This window comes from Candidatus Cloacimonadaceae bacterium, from assembly GCA_030693415.1.
Lineage (GTDB): Bacteria > Cloacimonadota > Cloacimonadia > Cloacimonadales > Cloacimonadaceae > JAUYAR01.
Map to the genome: position 1 here is coordinate 1 of JAUYAR010000169.1, position 21,570 is coordinate 21,570.

The 21,570-nt window shown below is 49.6% G+C and carries 6 protein-coding genes; 3 read left to right on the plus strand and 3 right to left on the minus strand.

Annotated features, from left to right (window positions below):
- Positions 1–342 precede the first annotated feature (342 nt).
- The gene (locus Q8M98_10910) at positions 343–4,143 is read right to left on the minus strand and encodes a tetratricopeptide repeat protein (GenBank protein MDP3115265.1); all 3,801 of its coding nucleotides are present in this window, start codon (positions 4,141–4,143) and stop codon (positions 343–345) included.
- Positions 4,144–5,082: 939 nt separating this feature from the next.
- On the opposite strand from Q8M98_10910, the gene Q8M98_10915 reads away from it, so the two are divergent.
- On the plus strand, positions 5,083–10,563 hold the full coding sequence (locus tag Q8M98_10915; protein ID MDP3115266.1) for a choice-of-anchor D domain-containing protein: 5,481 nt from the start codon (positions 5,083–5,085) through the stop codon (positions 10,561–10,563).
- 619 nt (positions 10,564–11,182) lie between these two features.
- Entirely contained in the window at positions 11,183–12,673 is a 1,491-nt protein-coding gene (locus tag Q8M98_10920; GenBank protein ID MDP3115267.1) for a hypothetical protein, read from the plus strand.
- Between the two features lie 107 nt (positions 12,674–12,780).
- On the opposite strand, the gene Q8M98_10925 is transcribed toward Q8M98_10920, so the two are convergent.
- Both Q8M98_10925 and groL read right to left on the minus strand, forming a co-directional pair.
- Positions 12,781–18,588, minus strand: coding sequence for a choice-of-anchor J domain-containing protein (locus Q8M98_10925; GenBank protein ID MDP3115268.1), 5,808 nt, complete (start codon positions 18,586–18,588; stop codon positions 12,781–12,783).
- 351 nt (positions 18,589–18,939) lie between these two features.
- Positions 18,940–20,568: a chaperonin GroEL gene (gene groL, locus Q8M98_10930; protein MDP3115269.1), complete on the minus strand. Its 1,629-nt coding sequence runs from the start codon at positions 20,566–20,568 to the stop codon at positions 18,940–18,942.
- A gap of 528 nt (positions 20,569–21,096) precedes the next feature.
- Between groL and Q8M98_10935 the strand changes: the two genes are divergently transcribed.
- Complete coding sequence (locus tag Q8M98_10935) at positions 21,097–21,477, plus strand: hypothetical protein (GenBank protein MDP3115270.1); 381 nt, start codon at positions 21,097–21,099, stop codon at positions 21,475–21,477.
- Positions 21,478–21,570 lie beyond the last annotated feature (93 nt).

A 21,570-nucleotide genomic window follows, 5' to 3' on the forward strand; every position in this document is an offset into this window, starting at 1 on the left:
CATTGCAGGCTAAGTCTTTGCAGTCTCCTCCGCAGCATCGGCATGCTGCGCTACATCTTCTCCGCTGCTGCGCTACCTCCTTAGCATTACGGAGTCAATACGGACTTAGTCCGTAATGAGTCCGTATTGATTCCGTAATGCTAAGGGGGAAGATGGATTTTTGTAGCACCGGATGCCGATCCTGCGAAGTGAGCAGGTGAATTGGTGAATGCGTTGCTCCGGGTTTCACCTATGTTCAATTCGAGAGTAGTGCCTAAATTAAAAAAATCAACCCTTTTTTATCAATAACTTAGCTATCATTTTGCGAAACTATGGTTAGAAACTACTTTGCGAAACATTGGATTAGGCACTACTCGGCGAAACTTTGTTTATGGTCAAATCGATTTTCGCTTGAAACTCCTTTGCCTTTTCCTGATTTCCCAGTTTTTCGTTCAATTCCACCAATGCTTCCAGGATTTGAATGGTCTGGGGATGGTATGTTCCCAGGCTTGCTTCCCGTATGATCAGAGCCTTGAGCAAAAGGGGCTCAGCCTCCTTATTCCTGCCCATGTTTTGATACATAAAAGCCAAATTGGCAAGGGAGCCTGCTGTGGCAGGATGCTCTGAGCCGAGGGCTTTCATGCGAATAGCAAGGGCACGCTGATAAAGCGGTTCTGCCTCCTCAAACTGTTGTTTGTTGCCATACATGACAGCCAGGTTATCCAGGGTATTTGCCAGCGCGGGGCTATCCTCATCAAGAGTGGCGGATTGAATAGCAAGAGCTCTTTGGTAGAGGGTTTCAGCCAGATCAGTTTCCCCCTGTAAATCCAGGTTATTTGCAAGATTGTTCAGGGCGATGGCGGTTTCGGGATGATCTGTTCCCATGAACTTTTCATATATTTCCAGCATCCTCCGGTAAAGGGGTTCTGCCTGCAAATACAGACCCTGATAATGATACAGGTTCGCCAAGCTTCCCATTGAGGTGGCAGTATCCGGATGCTCTGTGCCAAGAACTTTCTTTCGGATATCCAAAGCCCTGAACAAACAGGGTTCCGCCTCCAGATAATTTGCCATGTCCATGTACAAGAAGCCCAGATTATCCAATACATCCGCAGTAGCCGGATGCTCTGCACCTAAAACTTTTTCGTTGATTGCCAGGGCTTTAAGACAAAGCGGCTCAACCAAATCAAGCTTTCCCTGCTCACTGTATAAGCGAGCCATGTTTTGGAGGGACTCAGCAGTATAGCGGTGATCGGAGCCAAAGACCTGCACCCGGATTTCCAGAGCTTTCAGAATAAATGGTTCAGCCTGTTCAAACCTACCCTGATAGCCATAGAGCAAACCAAGATTATTCAAGATATATGCCACATCACTGTGCTCAGTTCCCAGCAATGTTGTCCTGAGTTCCAACGCCTGCAGAAAAAGTGGTTCAGCAATGGTATATTTCCCTTGCCCATGATAGATTTCAGCAAGATTGAGTAGCGCTTGGATAGTGTCGGGATGAGTTTTTCCCAGCACCTGCTCACGGGTTTCCAAGGCTCTGATAGCCATTGGTTCGACCAGGGCAAAATCACCCCGCATAAAATAGACTTCTGCCAAATCGGTAAGGGAACTTATTGTGTCTGGATGCCGGTCTCCCAAGAGATTTTCCCTGATGTGCAGAGCTTTTTGCAGGGCAGCTTCTCCTCCCTCAAGGTCATACTTTGCCCGGTTAAAGCAACCTGCCAGGTTGTAGTATTTTGCAGCTATCAGGGATTGATCGCTTTTGGCATAGTGCAGGGCAATTTCTTCTGCATGCTCAGCCAGAGAATCGGTATAAACGCTTTCCAATGCTTCGGCAGCAGTCAAGTGAAGTTTGGTTAGTTTTTCACTAAGCATCCGCTGATAGACTACATCTTTGATGAGGATATGCGAAAAAATATAGCGTAGTGCATCCAAATCCTTCCAAATGCGGTGAGCGGTGCCATCATATAGCATTTCGACAGGGTTATTGTTCAGCATTTGAGAGAGGACATTTACATTGAATTCCATCCCTAGGATGCTGGCACTGGAGACCAATTCCCTCAGGGAAACAGTGAGTCTGTCTATCCGGCTGCCGATAATATCGCTGATGCTGAAAGAGCTGAGGATGCCGATTTCACCGCTGATTTCTCCATTAGAATCAAGTTTGCCGTTTTCTGAAAGATAAGAAACAAGTTGCTCCAGAAAGAAGGGATTGCCCAGGGCATGGTTGTTTATTTCCCTGAAAGTATTCTCCGGCAGATTCTTCAAACCCAGTACAGATTGAATCAATTGCCTGCTGCCCATTTCACTCAAGGTGCCAAGGTCCAGCGCTAATGACCGGTATCTCGATAAACCCAAATCCGGCTTGGATCCATCGTCCAGAAAACGGCAGGCAGCGATGATGACCACTGTGCCGGTCTCTTGCTCACTAAGCAATTGCAGAAATTCCATGCTTTGTGCGTCTAACCACTGAGCATCATCCAGATGAATCAGGACAGGCTTTTGCCGGGTGATTTCTCGCATGAACTGCAGAAAGGCACTTTGTAGCTGAGCCGGTTTCTCCGGGGCGGGAAGCATGTCCCAGATAGAATCCTGCCATTCGTAACCCAATAGCGAGGCAAGGATGGATTCGATCCTCTGCAATTCAGGATCACTGCCGGCAAAGCTCTGCATTTTTTGCCTGAATGACGCTATTCCCTCTTGGAGAGCGGAATCATAGCTAAAGCCAAAGTAGGAACGGATGATTTGCTTGATTGGTTCCAAAGATTTTTGCAGGATAGCATCGCAATAACAGAAGAATTTGAGACATTCCTCATCACTATATGGGAGAAGAGTTTCCCTGATTAGTCTGCTTTTGCCGATGCCTGCATCTCCCATAACGTAGATTATGGTATTCTCAGGCGCAGAAAGACTGCCATCGATGCTGCTATTTAGAAATGCGCTTTCACTCTCTCTGCCCACAAAACTATTTTCGCGTGAAGCCGATTGGTCATAGACTTTTTTACTCAAGCGGTAATTGCGGATGGGGGTGCTGATACCCTTTAGCTCGATTGAGCTTATGTATTGGAATTCATAAGCGTTATGGGATTCCAGATACAAATAATGGTCGGTAAGGACTTCTCCTGCAGATGCTTTTCCCATGAGCCGGGCAGCTAAGTTCATCGGATGCCCCAAGGCAGTATATTCACTGATATCACCGCTGCCGGTGTAGCCGGCAAACACATTACCCGAGGCGATACCAAGAGCCAATTTGGGGATGCTTTCAACTGCTTTGAGGGCAAAGCGGCAAATCCGGTCAAGAGTCTTGTCCTCGCTTCTGGGGATGCCAAACAGGATGATACCGATCAAACCTTTGTCCGTGGCATCATATTTATTTACAAATCCACCGTATTTATCAGCCAGGTTTTGGATTACGCTGATGGCATGTTCTCTATTTTCAGGCTCGATATTCTCAAGATTGGCAAAGCAATAGCCGCCACTGCGGATCTCGTTTTGGGGCTGTTCATTACGGAATCTGGCATGCACAAACATATCCCGGGTTTCTGCCTGGTAATGATAAGTAAACGGCACAGTATTTGAAGATATTTCTTTATCGAGCAAGCTATAACCCGTGGTCTGATGGGTAAAATGCTCCAAACCCAGTTTGTTTGCCGCGTTTTCGGAGAACGCCACGTCTTTCTTTTGGTGGGACAAGGCAGCCAACTCCTTCATGGTTTCGCCATAGAACGCATATTCATTCTGCAATTCACTGCTGAATATTTGCCAGTGTAGCTCGCCATAGCAAACTGTCTGCCGGACTTTCAGGTTAAAATCACCCCAAGGAGTCTGAAATATGGGCTTATCCTTAAAGAAAGCACGGATAGCATTTACTGCAGAGACTACGTCGGTAGCGTTAGCCTCAGGAAATATCGTGCAAAAAGCATCCCCTGCAAAGCCGCTGACAAATCCGCCAAAACGGTTCACGATCTCCACGGGTGTGCCAAACACGACATCCAGCAAACGGCTAAGTTCTTCTGCACCCGGCTTTCCCTCTTTTTGCAAAGCTGTGCCAATCACCGTGAAATCCGCTATATCAAATAACAGGACATAGGCTGTTAGCGCACCCCGATTGACCTTAGCCTCAAATCTATTTAGAATATATGCAGGGATATAGCGTAGCATTAAAACTCCTTTTACCAATTATGGAAAGCACCTAATTACCGGTCTTCAACTCCCACCGTTGATTCTCTCGTTCGATGAATAAATGACAGCATATCTTCCACGGATACCGATCACATTTTACTGATCATTGCTGCCAATGGGTTTGACAGTAGATCCAATCTCTGTTTCCTGTCAACCTCTTTCTTTTTCTAATCGGCAATTCCCCCCAAAAACGGGCATCCGAACCAGTGTTATCTCTCCAGTTTGTGTAGCTAATTAAAACTTTTATTCAAAAACCAATAAAAACCCTTGACCCTTACACAGGACATATAATTAGTGGCATCGTGAGATGTTTTTTATCCTGAGTCTGAATGATTAGATCGTTTTGAAGTGTCTGTGCCGATCGTATTTAGATGCATTCGGCGCACAGTTTTTTTGCTTATTTTAGGAATGAATTGCGGAGTTTGTCTGCCGCAGGGAGACTTGATGTCAGCTCTGATGACGACAACATATAGCCCTACCAGCTTTCGCCCCCGGGCGTCAGGGGAGAAAGGCGTCCGCATATTAGCTCAATTAACCGCGCAATCTATCAACCAAACCCTCAGTATCACTGGAGCACTATCAACCGTGTTCCAAATAGGTCAAAAACATACAATCGATAATAATTCACGGAAACCCGAAATCTCAGGAACAGCACTCTATTCGAAGCATAATCGTCGCACATTATCACGCAAGACCGGTGCTGCATCTGGGAGTTTCTTTCCGTATCCTCTCTCAATCTTCAAAATCATGCAAGGATTCTGATCTGCCTTATCATTCAACGGTTAATTGCATTCCTCGCGCATCCGCAAAAAAAAGTGGATGCGCGCAGGGTGCACAAAGACCCCCGAAATGGAGTATCGAATCCACAAGAAAACTATTCTTCAGACCTAACCCATTCCAAAATTGGAGAAATGCGATATGAAGAAATTACTAATTCTGATTGCACTATTGTGCATCTCGTTTACGGTCTTCGCCCAGTATCTGGTCGAAGGCTTTGAAACTGACTTCGTCGGCACACCCGGCGCCCCTGCCGGTTGGACGCAGACGATGAATCGTCCCGTAATCGGTACTACCGGGGAAAGAGACTGGCTACGCAATGTCTGGACTGGCTCTGCCTGGCAACTTGCATCTTCGGGTACAAATCCCACGGGAGCCCAATCCGGAACCGGAGTTCTCTGGATTGATGACTACAATTTCATGGCTACCTCAACTCCATTTGCATCGAGGAGAATGGAATCTCCGGTGGTAGATTTGACCGGATCCACATCTCCCTATATTCGCTTCTGGTATTTTAACGCTCAGGAACCTGGAATTATCCTCAATCTTAGGGTAATGGTATCCTCCAACGGCGGTGCCGCCTGGCATCTGCTGACCCCGATCGTGAATGGATTCACCGGCACCAACAATACCTGGAATCAGATCAGCATTGCCATCCCTGCAGAATACAGAACGGCTGGGTTCAGAATGGGATTTGAGATCACAAACAGATATGGGACAAATAATCCGTTCATCGATAATGTATCGGTGGAAGAGTTTACCCCCGCGGAGATCGTCTCCGCCCTAACGGGTGATTGGAATGCGGCTGCCACCTGGGTCGGCGGTGTGATCCCCACTACCAACAATCATGTGATAATTAGCGCCGGGCATACGGTTACGGTCACCAATGCCGTTTCCTCGACCGGTATTCTATCCCGTTGCCAAAACCTGACCATTAACGGCATTCTGAATCACGGTGCCGGAACCGCCAACCTTCTGCATGCCTTTGGAAACATCGTTGTAAACGGGACATTGAACGCGTTTAACCTAACGAGCGGACGGGTTGTTTACTGCGGCGGCAGCTTCACGGTCAATTCCGGCGCCACGGCTGTTTTCAATACCGGAACCACGGCACTCGCGACCGCCTCAACAGCTACTACGACTGGTGCATCGGGCTTGATCTTCCTGAACAATCAACCGGCTTTCTTTACAAACAACGGGACCATTGCCGGCGGCAGGATCAACAACATCAGACATATAAGCCATCCGCGGACTGCCGGTAGTTTTGTCTACAATAGTCCCGTAACCGTTCCCTATACCTATAGTCTTGGCCTTGGGACGATCAATCCTAACGGAATTCTGACCCTTGGAAATCGTTTTGAATCCGGTACTCAAACCGTCGAGGTCGCAAACGGCACACTCAGTGGTTTGCCAATATGGAATAATGCAAACGTCACCAGCAGATTATATGTGTATTATTCTCCAAACTGGACACCCCTCACTCAAACAACGTTAGTGACCGGTAATGAGATCGAGGATGTGGGTGGCGTTAGAACCGTTACTAACACCTTGACCATGAGTACCCACAACAACCTGCAGCTTGCGTATCCGCTGACCATCGGAACCTCCGCTCTCGGAACGCTAAGCTTGTCCCGCGGTATTTTGATAACGAGCGAGGCGAATTTGTTGACCTTTGCTGAGGGAAATGCAAGCACACCCGGGGGCATCACTCCAAGCACACTTACCCCTCCCACGACGCATGGATCATACGTTGCAGGCCCAGTCCGGCGCACCTATCCTACGACGGGAGCTATTTCCAGAGTTTTCCCGCTTGGCATAGGCACCGCCTTCAATGGCGCCACTCCCAATGCCAACGTGCTGAAGGCAGTGACTCTTGCGGCAGGTGCGGCAGCAAGCCAATCCCCCACGATCAGCATTGTCAGCCCAGCCACCGGCACGGCAATTGCGCCTTTGGGCGGCGTCTTTGCGCCGATTGCCTACAGAGTCAATCTCAATGGTGGTCCGGATTTCCCCACGAATGCGACTCTGATGCTCAGCGCAATGAACTATACCTTTGGCAACAGCAATAACATGTTTGGTGATCAAACCCAGCTTAGAATTGCTCAAGCTACTGCGCTCACAGGTCCTTGGACGGAGCGAACGATAGCCACCGGCACAGGCGCGATAGTCAATAACTCGGTTTATACCAGAACCACTGCGACTGCCGCTCCCGGGCCCATAGGTCCGATCGCTACCAACGGCGAATACTTTGCCTGGGGGACAACCCAAACGACGAATCCCGTCTTTGTAATCTCTCCAAGTGCCGATAGAGATTTTGGCACTATTCAGATAGGAACAACTGCTACCCAGATTTATACGATCTCGAATAGCGGCGGTAGCAATCTGGTGATCAGTTCCATCGCTCTCCAGGGAGTAAATACTTCGCAATACACACTGATAGATGCAAACGCATATCCCTTGACGATAGTGCCGAGTGGAACTGCTACGGTGTCGGTAAGATTCAATCCTGTCGTGATAGGCGGACCATGGCCGATTCAATTAGTCGCCACCCACAATGCCGCAGGCTCACCTTCCAGCGTCAATATTACCGGTGCCGGAGTCGAGCTAAGGGTGAATCTTCCTTACACGGAGAACTTTGACGGTGCTCCGCCACTTCTCACCATCAGCCCTGCCGGTTCCTGGGTGAGAGGAACTCCTGCAAAAACGTTCATAAACGCTGCTTATTCAGCTCCAAACGTGTTGGTCACCCGCAGCTTGACCGCCGCATACGATATCAATGAAGACTCATCCGTCACGCTGCAGATCAACACTGCTCCGCTACTGCGCGCCATCAACGTCGAATTCAAACACAAGTTCTATACCGAAGCAAACTATGATGCTATGATACTGGAATATTCCATCAACAACCAAGCCACTTGGATAAAATGGGATCCGGTGCTTGGCACCGGCACAAACTGGGATACGGCGGCAAGCACTTATTGGTATAACAATGCCAGCACATCAGGACCGGTGACCCCTCCCAAATGGTCAGGCACCAATAGCTCGACCCTTTATGCCGGACATGTCAATGGTTGGCTGTTTACCACGACCTCGATCCCCTATTCCATCTTTGGCGCGGCGGGCAACCTCGCCCTGCGCTGGCGTTTCGCATCCGATAGCTCGGTTCAATACGATGGATTTGCCCTTGACGATATCTATGTCTGGCAAGTACCTCCCACGACCATTCCTCCGCATCCCGTGACCATGGTTACACCTCTGAACGGAGCGACCGGCGTCGATCCCAGAACCATAGTACTGGATTGGGCTCCTGCCGCCACCGGCGGTGCAGTGGAAACTTATGACCTCTACATCGGCAATGAAGACGATCCCTATGGATCATACTACTTCCCGGTCGCGGCTCCCACCAGCCAGTTTAGTCCTTTCGCGGACGGAGCTATCGTTCTGGGCTACAATTCCCGCTGGTATTGGACTGTCCAACCGGTCAACACGGCAGGTTTCCCCGATATCTCAGAATGCGCTACCTGGTATTTCAACACCCGCACACAGATAACCAGCCCTGCGACCCACAACATCGGCAACGCCTGGCCCAGTGCCCCGAAAACTGGGGCCATCGCTGTGCAGAACCTTGGCGCAGTACCACTTACCTTTACTGCCACGGGCTCTGCGCAAATCGTCTTCCCCGCAGGTCCGTTCAGCATCCCCGCAAACAGTACCTATAACCTGAGCTACACCTTTAATGCTCCGGCTACAATGGGTCCCTATACGGGGTTCGTTACTCTCACCGAAACCAGCCCCAGCAGTAGCGTAGTGAACGTCAGCGTCACCGCGACCATCTCTACCGATGTGATCATTGGCAGCGGCACCGTGAACAACATGCTGCCGGTGTATGTCTATTATGGCTACACATATTCGCAGACGATCTATTATCCGAGCGAATTGAGCTGGCCCGCAGGATACCGCATCGAGAAGCTGTATTACTACTTCAATGGCAATGCGACCAGCCCGAACACCCAATCCTTCAGGATATACATGGGGCACACCAGTGCATCCACTTTCGCTACGGACACCAGTTGGGTGCCGTTGTCAAACCTTACCATGGTTTATGACGCCAACAACATCCCTCAATTCACAACCGGCGGATACTGGATGGAGTTTACTCTGGCTAACCCCTTCATCTACAATGGCGTGGACAATCTGGTGATCGCTGTGGACGAAAACTTCCCGGGCTATGACAGCAGTACGTCGTTCTTCCATGGTACCAATACCACCGGCAACCGTAGCATCCGCTATTACAGCGATACAACAAACCCCGATCCCGCTGCGCCTCCGACAGGCACATTGGTAGCCGGAATTCCAAACACCAAGCTCTTCGTCGCTCCGATACCGGTGAATCCGGTATTCTCGATCACGCCCGCTTCCCATAACTTCGGACAACTCTATACCACAAGCGCGCCTGTGACGCAGAACTTCACGATCTCCAACACCGGTGCCGGCTCTCTCGGTATCACAAGCATCAGCTACGCAGGAGCCGCAGCCTTCACGTTGGTGAACGTACCCGCTCTGCCGCTTTTCCTTGGCACAGGGCAGACCGCTGTATTTGGCGTGAGATTTGATCCTGCCACGGAAGGAACGTTCTCTGGTACCGTCAGCGTCACCGACAACCGCAACCGACCGGTGCATACCGTGCCGATCAGTGGCAGCTCTCTGGATATCTCCGGAGGTTATAGGGTTGCCAATTCCTTCCAGACCGGCGCACCGTCCTATCCCACCTACAACTGGATCGATGTTTCCACCACCGGAATCGAGATTACCGGGTTAACTGACGACAGTTTCACCGCTACTCCGATACCACTGGGAATGACCTTCCCCTTCTTTGGGACGGATATGACCGACGTGTTTGTCAGTTCAAACGGATTTCTCTCCTTCGGAGCAGGAAGTTCCTCGTTGAGCAATACTGCAATACCCACCACTGCCATACCCAACAACATGATCAACTTCTTCTGGGATGACATGAACCCCGCGTCCGGAGCAGTAACCGACGACTGGATCAAATATCAGACCGTTGACGGCAATTTCGTGATCACTTTCCACAAACTTCCCCGTTACAACGGAGATGTAAATGGATGGCTCACCGCCCAGGTGATTCTCTTCCCCAGCGGAAAAATCAAGGTGCAGTATGCCGACAAAGGCTCCACACTGTTGATGAATACGTTCACCGCGGGTATCGAAAACTCCACCGGAATCCTTGGAGTCCAGTATCAATTCGATGGCACCGGATTCCCGATCTTCGGTTCTGCCGGCGAACCACTGGCAGTGGCTTATGGACAAGGGAGCCTGAGTGATGCACCAGTGACGGTTGATCCGCCAGTGGTCACCTCGATCATTTCCATCGGAGCAAACGTCCAAATCGCTTGGAACGCAGTTGCCGGAGCCAGTGGTTATAAAGTGTATGGATCAAATAATCCTTACGCCACCATGCCCTGGACTCTGATCACCACCGTTCCAGCTTCCCAAACGCAAGCCCTTGTCCCCGCGACAACCGCATACAAATTCTATTATGTGACGGCTTATACCGGAACCCGTGAGGGGAATCCGGGACCATCCAGAACCATTCGTAATTAAACCGATAATCTCCGGCTTGCCGGATACAAAGCGTCATCAGCCGCGGGATACTAATCGATCCCGCGGTTTTTTTTTGTAGCGCAGGATGCCATTCCTGCGGAGATAAAATATTCCTGTGTATGAGGAGAGATCTCATGTCTTCGCAGCATCGGCATGCTGCGCTACATACATTCCTGTGGAGATAAAACACTCCGGTGTATGAGGAGAGATCTCACGTCTACGCAGCATCGGCATGCTGCGCTACATACATTCCTCCTTAGCATTACGGAGTCAATACGGACTTAGTCCGTAATGATTCCGTATTGATTCCGTAATGCTATGGGGGAAGAACCGAATTACATGGGTTTTTCACTGTCTTTGCGAAACTTGGGTTAGCGAGTTTTTTCTTGACTGGATCCCTATCGCAAACTATGTGTCCAGATAGAGGTATCACTATGAAACATATATATGTTATGTGTGCTATAATCGTTTTTTTGCTGCTGAGTTATGCTCTAATGGCGGCTCAGATCGTATCAGAAACATAAAAAAATCAAACAAAGGAGTTTCCATTTGAGAGTGATTTCTACGATGACAACTGGTTTGGCATGAAATAGTTATCAATCCGAAGGGAGTAAAGAACATGAAAAGCTACTTATTATTCTGTGTGTTTCTCGCAGTGACTGGGCTTTCAGCCGCTCCGGCATGGTTCACAAAAGTGAGCCTGGATCCCAATTTCTTCATCGGCAACGGCAGCGCTATGATCATCGGAAAAGACGAACCCGCCGCCCGCGATCAGGCTCTTCGCGATGCGATCACGGACATCGCCCATCAGGTGTTTACGGACGTGCGCAGCTTCACTCAAAATATCGAACGTGAGGATGAAAAGCTCTCCCAAACCTTCATCAAGGACGTGCAAATCCAAACCGGAATCAGCATCTGCAATTTTAAGCCCCTCAAATCCGAGAGGGAGGGGAGACACTGGTACACGCAGATCAGCATCAACCGCGAGGAATTGTTGAGGCACTATATGACCTTGGTGCAGAATAAGATCGAGGATGCGATCGTGATCAATGACGGGATCGGAAAGCTTATCGAACAAAAACACTCCAAAGACGCCCTGATGATGAGCAAAAGACTGCGCGGCTTGTTGGATGAACTGCATCGGGATGCGATCATTCTCGGCTCGCTGCACAATTTGCCTCCGGACAAGATTATCCCGCAACTGAGCAAGGTTCCACATAGAGGCGAGGTGGATTATACCATCATCAAGCTCAGTGGCAACCCCGTGCAGGAATACAAAGACCTTGCCGATGATGTCATATCTATGATGGACAAGGATCTGCAAAAGGCTTTGAGCTATTCGCAGACGCATTTTGAATGGATGGATACCGGCTTCGCCTCGGATTTTTCCGTCAATTTCGGCAGCTATTTGGCGGCGCAACTGGAAAACCGTTTCGCCTGGAAGAAAGCGCAAAAGAACGAAATACCAGCCGTCAATATCAGCGGAAGCTTGCTTCGTGAAGCGGATTGCCTCATTCTCCTTGTCAAGTTCAGCTCGGCGGGAAAGCGTCAAAGCATTCCACTTTATATTTCTTCCGCTACAATAGCAAGATTTGGCGAAGAGAATATCAAACCCAAAGACCTGGAGATCAGACTCAGGGAAAGACGTGAACTGAGCGAGGAATCTGTCCTCAGCAAGAATCTGCAGGTGAGCGTCAAATCATTGGAATATGGCAGAAACTCAGCTGTTTTCCGCTATGAGGACAAAGCAAACATCTTGGTCCGCGCTAATCGCGCCTGCTATGTCACCCTGGTCTATATCGAAGCCAACGGAGAGCGTAACCTTCTGACACAGAATTATTTCATCGCTTCGGACATGGCAAATCAGTGGATATTCATCAAGGACGAGTTTGAAATCTGCGAACCCTCCGGCATCGAACAACTCTGGCTGCAGGCGGATGTCCTCAAGCTCCCCGCATACGAAGTCAAAAAGGTTTATGTCTCAGCCAACGCCAGCAAAAATATCGTGATCGGCTTGAGCGAAACCCTCGCCCTCACCCGCGGTATCAAGATCAAAAACCCCCAATCTTCATACACGGAAGACTACCTGAGCTGGACGGTGATGGAGTAAACGCCCGTAGCGCTACATGATGTCGAAAATCCGATCCTTTGTGAAGAGAAAAAAAACGCCCGTGGGATGATTTCCACGGGCGCTTGCTTAAGCCGGATATCGGTTTTCTACTCGATTGGGTAAAGAACCTTGGTTCGGTTCGGCTCGTATAACTTGTCGAGTGTTTGCGATGATACTTTGGAAGTTATTTGTCTGCCACGAGCGGGAGCCGTATCGGCGGCGATTTTGAAGAAGGCGCGGTTTGCTCCACCGCTGAAACCCAATGCGCTAATCTGAGCCCAGGTGAATTCGGCGGAGTTACTTTCGGTGGTTAATATCAGTTGATAGACCCCGTTGGGATTATCACAGATATATACTTTATAGGTATTTGCGGCATCGACGGGATCCCAGGCAAGCTCCATGTAATCGTTATAAGCGAGGACGATCACATTCTCCGGAGCATTGATACCGAGCGGTGGGGTCACGATGAGATTCACATACAGCTTATAGGGAGAGTTCAGGGCAGTCCCGAATATCCATGTCTGAGCCGTATAGCTTCCCACCGGCAGATTTGGTGTTCCGGCATTTACGTTGAGGGTGAAGGGAACGGTTTGGCTGGGTGCGAGAGCGCCGGAAAGAGTGCTGCTCAGCCATTCTGTGGGAGGCAGGATCGCCGTTCCACCGCCGATGTTGTCCAGCATGATGTAGCCATACTGATATCCATCCGTTCTGGGATAGAAGAAGGAGATATAGATATCCATGCCGGCAAAGGCGTTCAGGGACTGGTTGAATTGAGTCCAATTCGTATCCGTGAGCGGTCCGATGGTGGCGAGGGTGGTCGTAAATGCCGCCGCTTCGTTTGTGGTGGTGGAGATCCTCACGCTGAAGGTTTCGTCGCTGAGGTTGAACTGTTTGTACCAGAAGCTAAGGTTGTCCCCAGTCTGCACGCGGATCTTTGGCGTTGCTATCCATTGGGTGGATGTGGTCTGATATGAAGCAAAGACCCAGACATTCGGGCTGTTATAGCCATAGCCGGTGTAGATTTGAGAGTTTGGTCCGGTGGACCCCACCCAGCCGGAGAGATCGAGATCCTCGAAATCCTCATAGAAAGGACCGGCGGGGAAGGAATCTCCACCCCAGATACCACTGTCTGCCGTCCAATTTACAGATACAGTTCCAATGTTACCAAGGTTAACGGTTGTAGAAGTGCTTTGCCCTTGGGCTACGCTCAAGTTGAAGGTAGTGGCAGGAGTGCTGAATTGAGCGTAGTTCATAAAGATGTTATGGGTTAGCGTGCTGTTTGCGGGAATCGTTACATTCGCTGAATAAGCTACATATCCAGGGGCGGTGGCAGTCAATGGATAGGTGTCCACCACAACGTTGTTGATGGTATAGTTGCCGTCTTCTCCGGTCAGAGAGGTTCTGCCGGAAATTGTGACCGTGGCACCCTGAATGTTTATATCTGTTCCGGCTCTGCGTACGCGTCCGGTGATGTTTCCATACACCAAGGGAGCTGCCAAAGGAGGCATCAACACATCGTCCAGCTTCAGAACAAACTGATCGGTGCAGTTGTGGTGACGGAAGGCGATGAATACGCTCTGTCCGGCATACGCAGAAAGATTCACAGACCGGCTGAGCCAATTACCATTCACCAGGGTTTCGGAGAATAGTGTGGTGGTGAATGATGAAATAGCGCTTGAGGTAGTGGAGATGAGCACCGAATAATACTCGGCAGGCCAGGCAGGGTCTTGGGCGCCAATCCACCAGTTCAGGATGTCACCATTGGAGATTGCCAGGCGCGGAGTGATCAACCAGTTGTTCGGCGTCAGAACCGGACGGATACCATCCTTGACGGAATCAGTCCTGGTTGCTACCCACGAAGCGCTTGCAGCACAGGCAGTTCCGGCATAGGGGGCGGCAGCGGCAGTGTATCGATACCAATTGTGAGTATCGCCGTCTTGATCGAGAGCGAGCCAGCCGTCCGGCGGGAAGTTTGCCCCCTCAAAGCCTTCGGCTACGTAGTTTGCATATCCCCTGAGGGTAACGGTCTTGGTGCCGCCGTTGGTGATTATGGTGAAGGTGGCATTATAGATACCGTTGGCAGTGGGACTGAAGGTGAAGCCGAAGTTATGAGTTCCATTCTGCGGCAGAGAGATTCCGCTGTCAAAGGAAGTAGTAAATGGAGTTCCTGCCAAACCTGTGGCTGAAGTGATCGTCAGGTTGCCTGGTCCTACATTTTTAAGCTGGAATACCGCTCCAGACGTGGAAGGAGAACCTGTATTGGCGTTGGTAGTCCAGGTTGTGGTATTGAGAACCGCCACGGGTGTGGTGGCAACTGTAACGGTGAGGGAAATAGGAACCACCATTACATCTCCGCGGTCCCCGACGCTGGGAGCGACATAATTGGAATTGTTATAAATATACATGTTTGCGAGCTTGGTTCCGGCTGTGATTCCCACAGTATTGAAATTCAACGGGATCGAAACGTTTCCTGCCGGAGTAATCGTTCCAGAGAACGATAAACCGTCCATCCATGAGTTGCCGGACACATAAGCGTCCATAATCAGATCCATCCCCAAAGCTTGCCAGCCATTGGTGGCATCATAAAAATAGCCGTTGTCGGTGGAATTACCTGTTGCCAATGATTGGGGCTTTCCTGTGGTTGCTGATGTGGGTAGAATGGTTACCATGAAATCAGTGCCCAACGGAATAGTTAATGCCGTGGGTATAGTGTAAGTGGAAAGAAGAGAGCTGTTTGACGGCGTTGTCGTTGGAAGAGTTATCTCGGCGGAAGTATGCACCAAAGTCACTGTTCCTGTGGAGCTTACAGTATATACTTTCCATTTGAACTTATTTGTAGTTGTAGTCCACAAAGAAGTTGATGGGTTATAGAAATAGTGCCTTAACTGTGAAACCGTGACGGCACCGTCCATCATCGCGATATCGTCGATGATGAAGTAGTTGCCTCTTTCGGTTATCGCTGCGGTATAATACTGCGCATCGGCGAATGTGGCATATCCAAACCAACCGTCTGTACGATCCGGAGCAGGAGCATCAAGCGGTGGGATTTTTGCGCCGGCAAAGCCAGGGGAACGCTTTTTGGGGCTATTGTCAAGACGGCGGATGCTGCCGCTTCTGACAGCTTTTGCAACATACCCGGCATAGGATGTGTTTGCTGTTCCGCCCGGGTTGGCAAGGGTAACGGTTGCAGAGCCGTTTTCGCCCTGATACAAAGCCGCAGCCACACTTGTGGGCGAAGCTGTCAATTCTCCCCATTTCAAACCGAAGTTCTGGGTGGTGGTATTGCCTTGGGTAACCACCACGCCGCTCACCGAGGCGGTGAAATAGAATTGACCGGCAGCATTGCACGTCAGCGAGTGAGTTCCCACGAGCAGATTATTGATCTGGTAGAATCCGTCGATATTGGTGTATGCAACCTTTGTTCCGGCAGTTACCATGGCATTTACAATCGGTGTGCTGGTGCCGAAGCGATACACATGCCCGCTCACGTTTCCAAAAGTCGGAGGAGGAGGAGTAGAATTATCATTGACTACCACATCATCTATGAACAACATAAACTTATCCACAGAAGCATTAGCAATCGCGACAAATACCGTGCTATTATCTGCGCAAGCGGCAGGTAGCACGTAGGTGTATTGCGTCCAGGTAGTGGGCACGGAAGCTTGGGTGGCTAACAGAGTGAAGCTGCCTGGTGCGGTATTGTTGGTAGTCGAATAATAGACCTTGAGTGTCTCAAGATAACTTGCGCTGTAGGACTTTGCCCAAAAGCTTAGGGAAGGAGATCCAGCCAATGACAATACCGGCGAAATCATCCAGTCGTTATTGGCGGCGGCGGAAGTATTATACATGGACATGGCATATTTTGCGCCGGTACGTGGTTCCGCAGCACCGGTGGGCGGAGTGGTATTGGCAGGATTGAAAATAATCCAAGCACCGGTATATCCACTATTGGGGAAAGTGACTCCCCCTATGCCTCCGGTAGCCTGTCCATCACCATCGTAGGTAGTCCAGGGTGGGAAGCTTAAGGTGAAATCGTTGTAGCTCTCAAAGCTGTCCGACAGCTTGGAGCTTGCTGCGGAGCCGCTAAGATTGATGGTAATGGTTCCACCGTTGGTCGTGATCACAAAAGACTGGTTATCTATCCCATAGTTCAAGGGTTCATAGCCGAAGCCAAATTCCAAAACCTGACCATTTACCAGGGACACGCTTGAGTTGAAATTACTGCTGAACTCTGTAGCGGAAAGGTTTGTAATACCGGAGATCGTTAGGTTTCCCTGTCCGGTATTTGATAATTGGAAGATGTTTCCGGAATATGCAGCATCGCCTGGAGCCATTGCTCCCGCTGCCCAGGATGTCATGTTGATTGATGCGATGGGATTGGGGTTTATCCATAAGGCAGGCCCCGTGACGTCATCAATGATCCAGGTTTTGATACCAGTTACCGTAGATAAAGTTTCCAGCATAAAGTAATAATCATTTGGCGTTAGTGAAGTTACCGCATAGCTATAAGTTGTAGCGGTAGCAGCTAAAACTGCATTTGTGCCGAAGTATGTGTAAGGTCCTGTGGCACTTGTGGAGTAGCCAACTCTTATCGTTTCACCTCTGGCGGTCGCTCCCCGTTTTGCTTTGAATGTAAAGGGTGCGGAAGTTGCATTCACGGTCAGAAGTGGAGTGCGAAGCTGTTTACCGGTGGCTGCCGCTCCTGTAATATTACCCGTAGTATAATTTGCCGAAAAGGCTCCGGTAATAAACGACGTGGCAGACCGGATAAAGGTGCTGGCGGTCACCGTCCATCCTGTGGGCGGGAAGGTCGTGCCTTCGAACCCTTCGGACAGGTTGAGAGACATCGTGGTTGGTCTGATTCCGATAACGGCTTGCTGTCCACTATTGAAGTTATCAGTACCGGGGTTCAACGCGGCAAGGGTGAAATATCCGTTGTAAGAACCATTCCAACCCCAGTTTACGTGAAAAGAATTGGTTCCCTCATAGCCGTCCAGCACGAATGCATGTCCGCCGGAGGCAGTGCTGGAGCCTGAATAGTAGATTGGGCGTGCATTGTCCAGCTCTCCGCGCATCATCGTGTCCCAGGTTTCGGTAGAGAAGGATGATTTATTGCGAAGCAGAGCAGTGTTGGCATAACGGAAATAGCTGATCATGGCTCCGGGAACATCACTGCTATATGCACCTGAGCCACTTGGAGCATATTGCATGCTTACCGCGACACCTGCATGGCGGCTGATTGTGGCTACAGATACATTGGCACTGGACACGGTGTTTGGCATGGCAGCCCAGTTATAGGTGGTGCTGCCAAAATCTGCACTTTGAGTTCCGTATGGCGGGCAGTTATAGCTAAACGAGCCTTGCCCTACCGTGGGAAATCTCCAATACCTCATTATTTGTGCCATGGCAGTTGCTACGCAGCCAACCGGAGTTCCGGAAGGGCACTGGGCATTGTAATAGGTTCCCTGACCCCAGAGGGAGGTCATCAGTGGGCTAACATTTCGGAAATCACGATTGGGGGAGAAGCTTGAAAACGGCACATTGTAGCGACTCCACAATTGCGATATTTCCACATTTGCACTCATTCTCTGAGTAATGATGGCGTGCATTTGGTCATTCCAGCTCTTCAGCATCTCCTGCATCTGTTCCGGAATACTGTATTCGTTCCAGTTGTTGCGTGTGCTATAACCGATAATCGGGATAGCTGCATCATCTGCGGCAACCAGAACAAAGCCTGTGGGGTTGAGGGTAATCACATAAATATAAGAATCACGGTATCCGGATTCCAGATATTTGGAAGTAGCCACAGTGTAATTTGCGCCCAAGCGTTCATGCACAAAATTACCCGCGACCCGCTCTGCGGTTTGAGTATTCACCGAAACGCCAAAGATACATGTTGCTATGAACAGCAACATCAGCGTTAGAAGAGTAAGTTTTTTCATAATCTTAAAACTCTCACTTTCATTTGATTTATTTAAGGTGCCTATGATTTATAGAGTGGCATCTGCTGTCAAGTAAAAGCTGCAATATATTTTTATCGCTGCCACCACGGTAAATTCAATTCGGCAATGCCTTGAATTGTTTTGCCAGAGATTAGCCCTTCGCGTTGCGCGGTATTTTTTACAAACTTTTGATGCAATGATATTTTTTCGCCATTGAGATTGCTTCGGGATACTGCGGGCAGGGCACTTGATTTGTCTGAGTGAAAAAGAAGACGGCTTCCGTAATATCCGGAAGCCGTCATGGATTTATTTATTTAACGGTCTTTAGTACATTCCGCCCATGCCGGGATTTGGCATCTGCGGTGCGGATTCGGGTTCTTTGATGTCGGTGACGATGCACTCGGTGGTGAGCAGCAAGGCTGCGATGGAAGCGGCGTTTTGCACTGCGCTGCGCAAGACCTTGGCGGGATCGATGATACCGGCTTTGAAGAGATCTTCAAACTTGCCGGTGGAGGCGTTGAATCCCATGTGGATATCTTTGTAGCCTTTGAGTTTTTCGACGATGACGGCACCTTCTTCTCCGGCATTGGCAGCGATCTGATAAGCTGGTTTTTCAAGGGCTTTCATCATGATCTCGGCTGCGACGCTTTCTTCGTGGGAAAGACCTTTGAGACCTTTGAGGGCTTTGGCTGCCTGCAGCAAGGTAACTCCGCCGCCGGGAACGATTCCTTCCTCGACCGCGGCGCGGGTGGCATGAAGAGCGTCGTCCACGCGGGCTTTCTTTTCTTTCATTTCGGTTTCGGTGGCGGCTCCGATGCGGATCACGGCAACGCCGCTGGAGAGCTTGGCAAGGCGTTCTTGCAGCTTTTCCTTATCATAATCGGAAGTGGTTTCCTCCACCTGGGCTTTGATCTGTTTGATGCGTCCGTCAATGGCTTCCTGGATGCCGGCGCCTTCGCGGATGGTGGTGTTTTCTTTTTCCACGAGGACCTTCTTGGCACGGCCAAGATCGCTCATCGTGCAGCTATCAAGCTTGCGTCCCATATCTTCGGAGATGAGGGTGGCACCGGTGAGGATGGAAATATCTTCCAGCATTGCCTTGCGGCGATCGCCAAAGCCGGGAGCTTTCACCGCGACGACGTTTAGGATGCCGCGCAGCTTGTTCACCACGAGGGTGGCAAGCGCTTCGCCTTCAATGTCTTCGGAGATGATGAGCAGAGGTTTTCCGCTTTGTGCGGTTTCCTGCAGGATGGGCAGCAGGTCTTTCATCACGCTGATCTTCTTGTCATAGATAAGGATGAAGGGGTCTTCGAGCTCGGCGATCATCTTCTCCGGGTTGGTGACGAAATAGGGAGAGAGATAACCGCGGTCAAATTGCATGCCTTCGACCTTTTCAAGACCGGTATCGATGGACTTGGCTTCTTCGATGTTGATGATGCCTTCTCTGCCGACGGATTCCATCGCTTCGGCGATGAGTCTTCCGATCTCGGGATCGTTGTTTGCGGAGATCGAAGCGATCTGAGCAATCTCTTCATTGCTTTTGATCTCTTTACTGTATAGGCGGATCTGCTCGACGATGATCTTGGTGGCTTTTTCCAGACCGCGTTTCAGATACATCGGGTTCACCCCGGCGGTCACATGTTTCAAGCCTTCTTCGATGATGGATTGAGCCAGCAAAGTGGCTGTCGTGGTGCCGTCTCCGGCTACGTCATGAGTCTTTTCCGCAACCTCTTTACAGAGCTGCGCGCCCATATTCTCAAACGCATCTTCGAGTTCTATTTCCTTAGCAATGGTCACCCCATCGTTGGTGATGGTCGGCGAACCGAATTTCTTGTCCAATACCACATTTCTGCCCTTGGGACCAAGGGTTATCTTGACGGCATCTGCCAGCTTGTCCACACCCTTCTTGAGAGCGGTGCGGGCATCGTGTGAATACAGCATTTGTTTTGCCATGAGTTTACCTCCATGTTATTTAATTAAACTGTTTAACTTAGCAGTCTTATTTTTTGAGTGCTAATTTCAAGATAAGCCGATTTCTGTCAAGGACAAATTGTTTCTTTGAAGATTCTCCGCGGGAGAGACACTGTTATAAAGGGTCACTGAAAATTGCAAATGGGGAAAAACGGTCATATTCGAACGACAGGTGAGACTGATTTGGGTCACTGAAAATTGCAAATGGATCACCGAAAATTGCAAATTAGGTCACCGAAAATTGCAAATCGTCCTTTCCAATTTTTGTCTGCAACTAATCCATGAATTGAAAGTAGAACTCTTTGAGAGCACCGGTCTGTCCCCACGTTTCGGAGGGCATTCGATGTAGGGTCTGTAGGCTGCAAGTATGATGAAACAGCGATATTATCTATCAATCAAGAAACTTCTCTCTTTCTTATCATATTGTGTAGAAAGGACTTGACCACGGTTGCGATAGGTGTTGTGTAGAAACCATAAATCAACAGTCGGGTAACCAAGAAGGAGATCAAGATGACCAAGCAAAAAAAGAATGGTAAGGACAAGGCAACGCTGGAGGAGATGGTGAAATCCGGTAGCCAGATCGTATTGCTGAGAGAGGATGACACTGAGCAGCCAATTGAAGCCCTGGCAGAGAAGGCAGGCGTATTGAAGTTAGGATCGACCATGAAGGTAATCGAGATGGATAAGGCTGGTTCGGATGATGTTGAGAGTGATCCGGTCGAGGATGATTCATACGCAGACGAGTTCCACTATAAGAACTGGTGGAATCAGTTCCGGGGGCCCTGGCTGCAGTCGGAGAAGATGAGTGAGGAAGAGATCAGAATTAAAGCCGATGATGCCTGGCCCAAGTTTCGCATGAAAAATGTGTTTTTAGTCATTTTGGAATCGTAACTCATTGAAAAATAGTATTTGAGTTTCGGAAAATAGCCAATTAGTGTCCAAAATCAGGGCTTTGCAGGAAAAATATATATTGACAGCTTCAGC

Bases quoted from the DNA above. Each gene is read 5' to 3' on its own strand.
- Q8M98_10910 (MDP3115265.1), bottom strand. From the start codon at position 4,143: ATGCTACGCTATATCCCTGCATATATTCTAAATAGATTTGAGGCTAAG.
- Q8M98_10915 (MDP3115266.1), top strand. From the start codon at position 5,083: ATGAAGAAATTACTAATTCTGATTGCACTATTGTGCATCTCGTTTACG.
- Q8M98_10920 (MDP3115267.1), top strand. From the start codon at position 11,183: ATGAAAAGCTACTTATTATTCTGTGTGTTTCTCGCAGTGACTGGGCTT.
- Q8M98_10925 (MDP3115268.1), bottom strand. From the start codon at position 18,588: ATGTTGCTGTTCATAGCAACATGTATCTTTGGCGTTTCGGTGAATACT.
- groL (MDP3115269.1), bottom strand. From the start codon at position 20,568: ATGGCAAAACAAATGCTGTATTCACACGATGCCCGCACCGCTCTCAAG.
- Q8M98_10935 (MDP3115270.1), top strand. From the start codon at position 21,097: ATGACCAAGCAAAAAAAGAATGGTAAGGACAAGGCAACGCTGGAGGAG.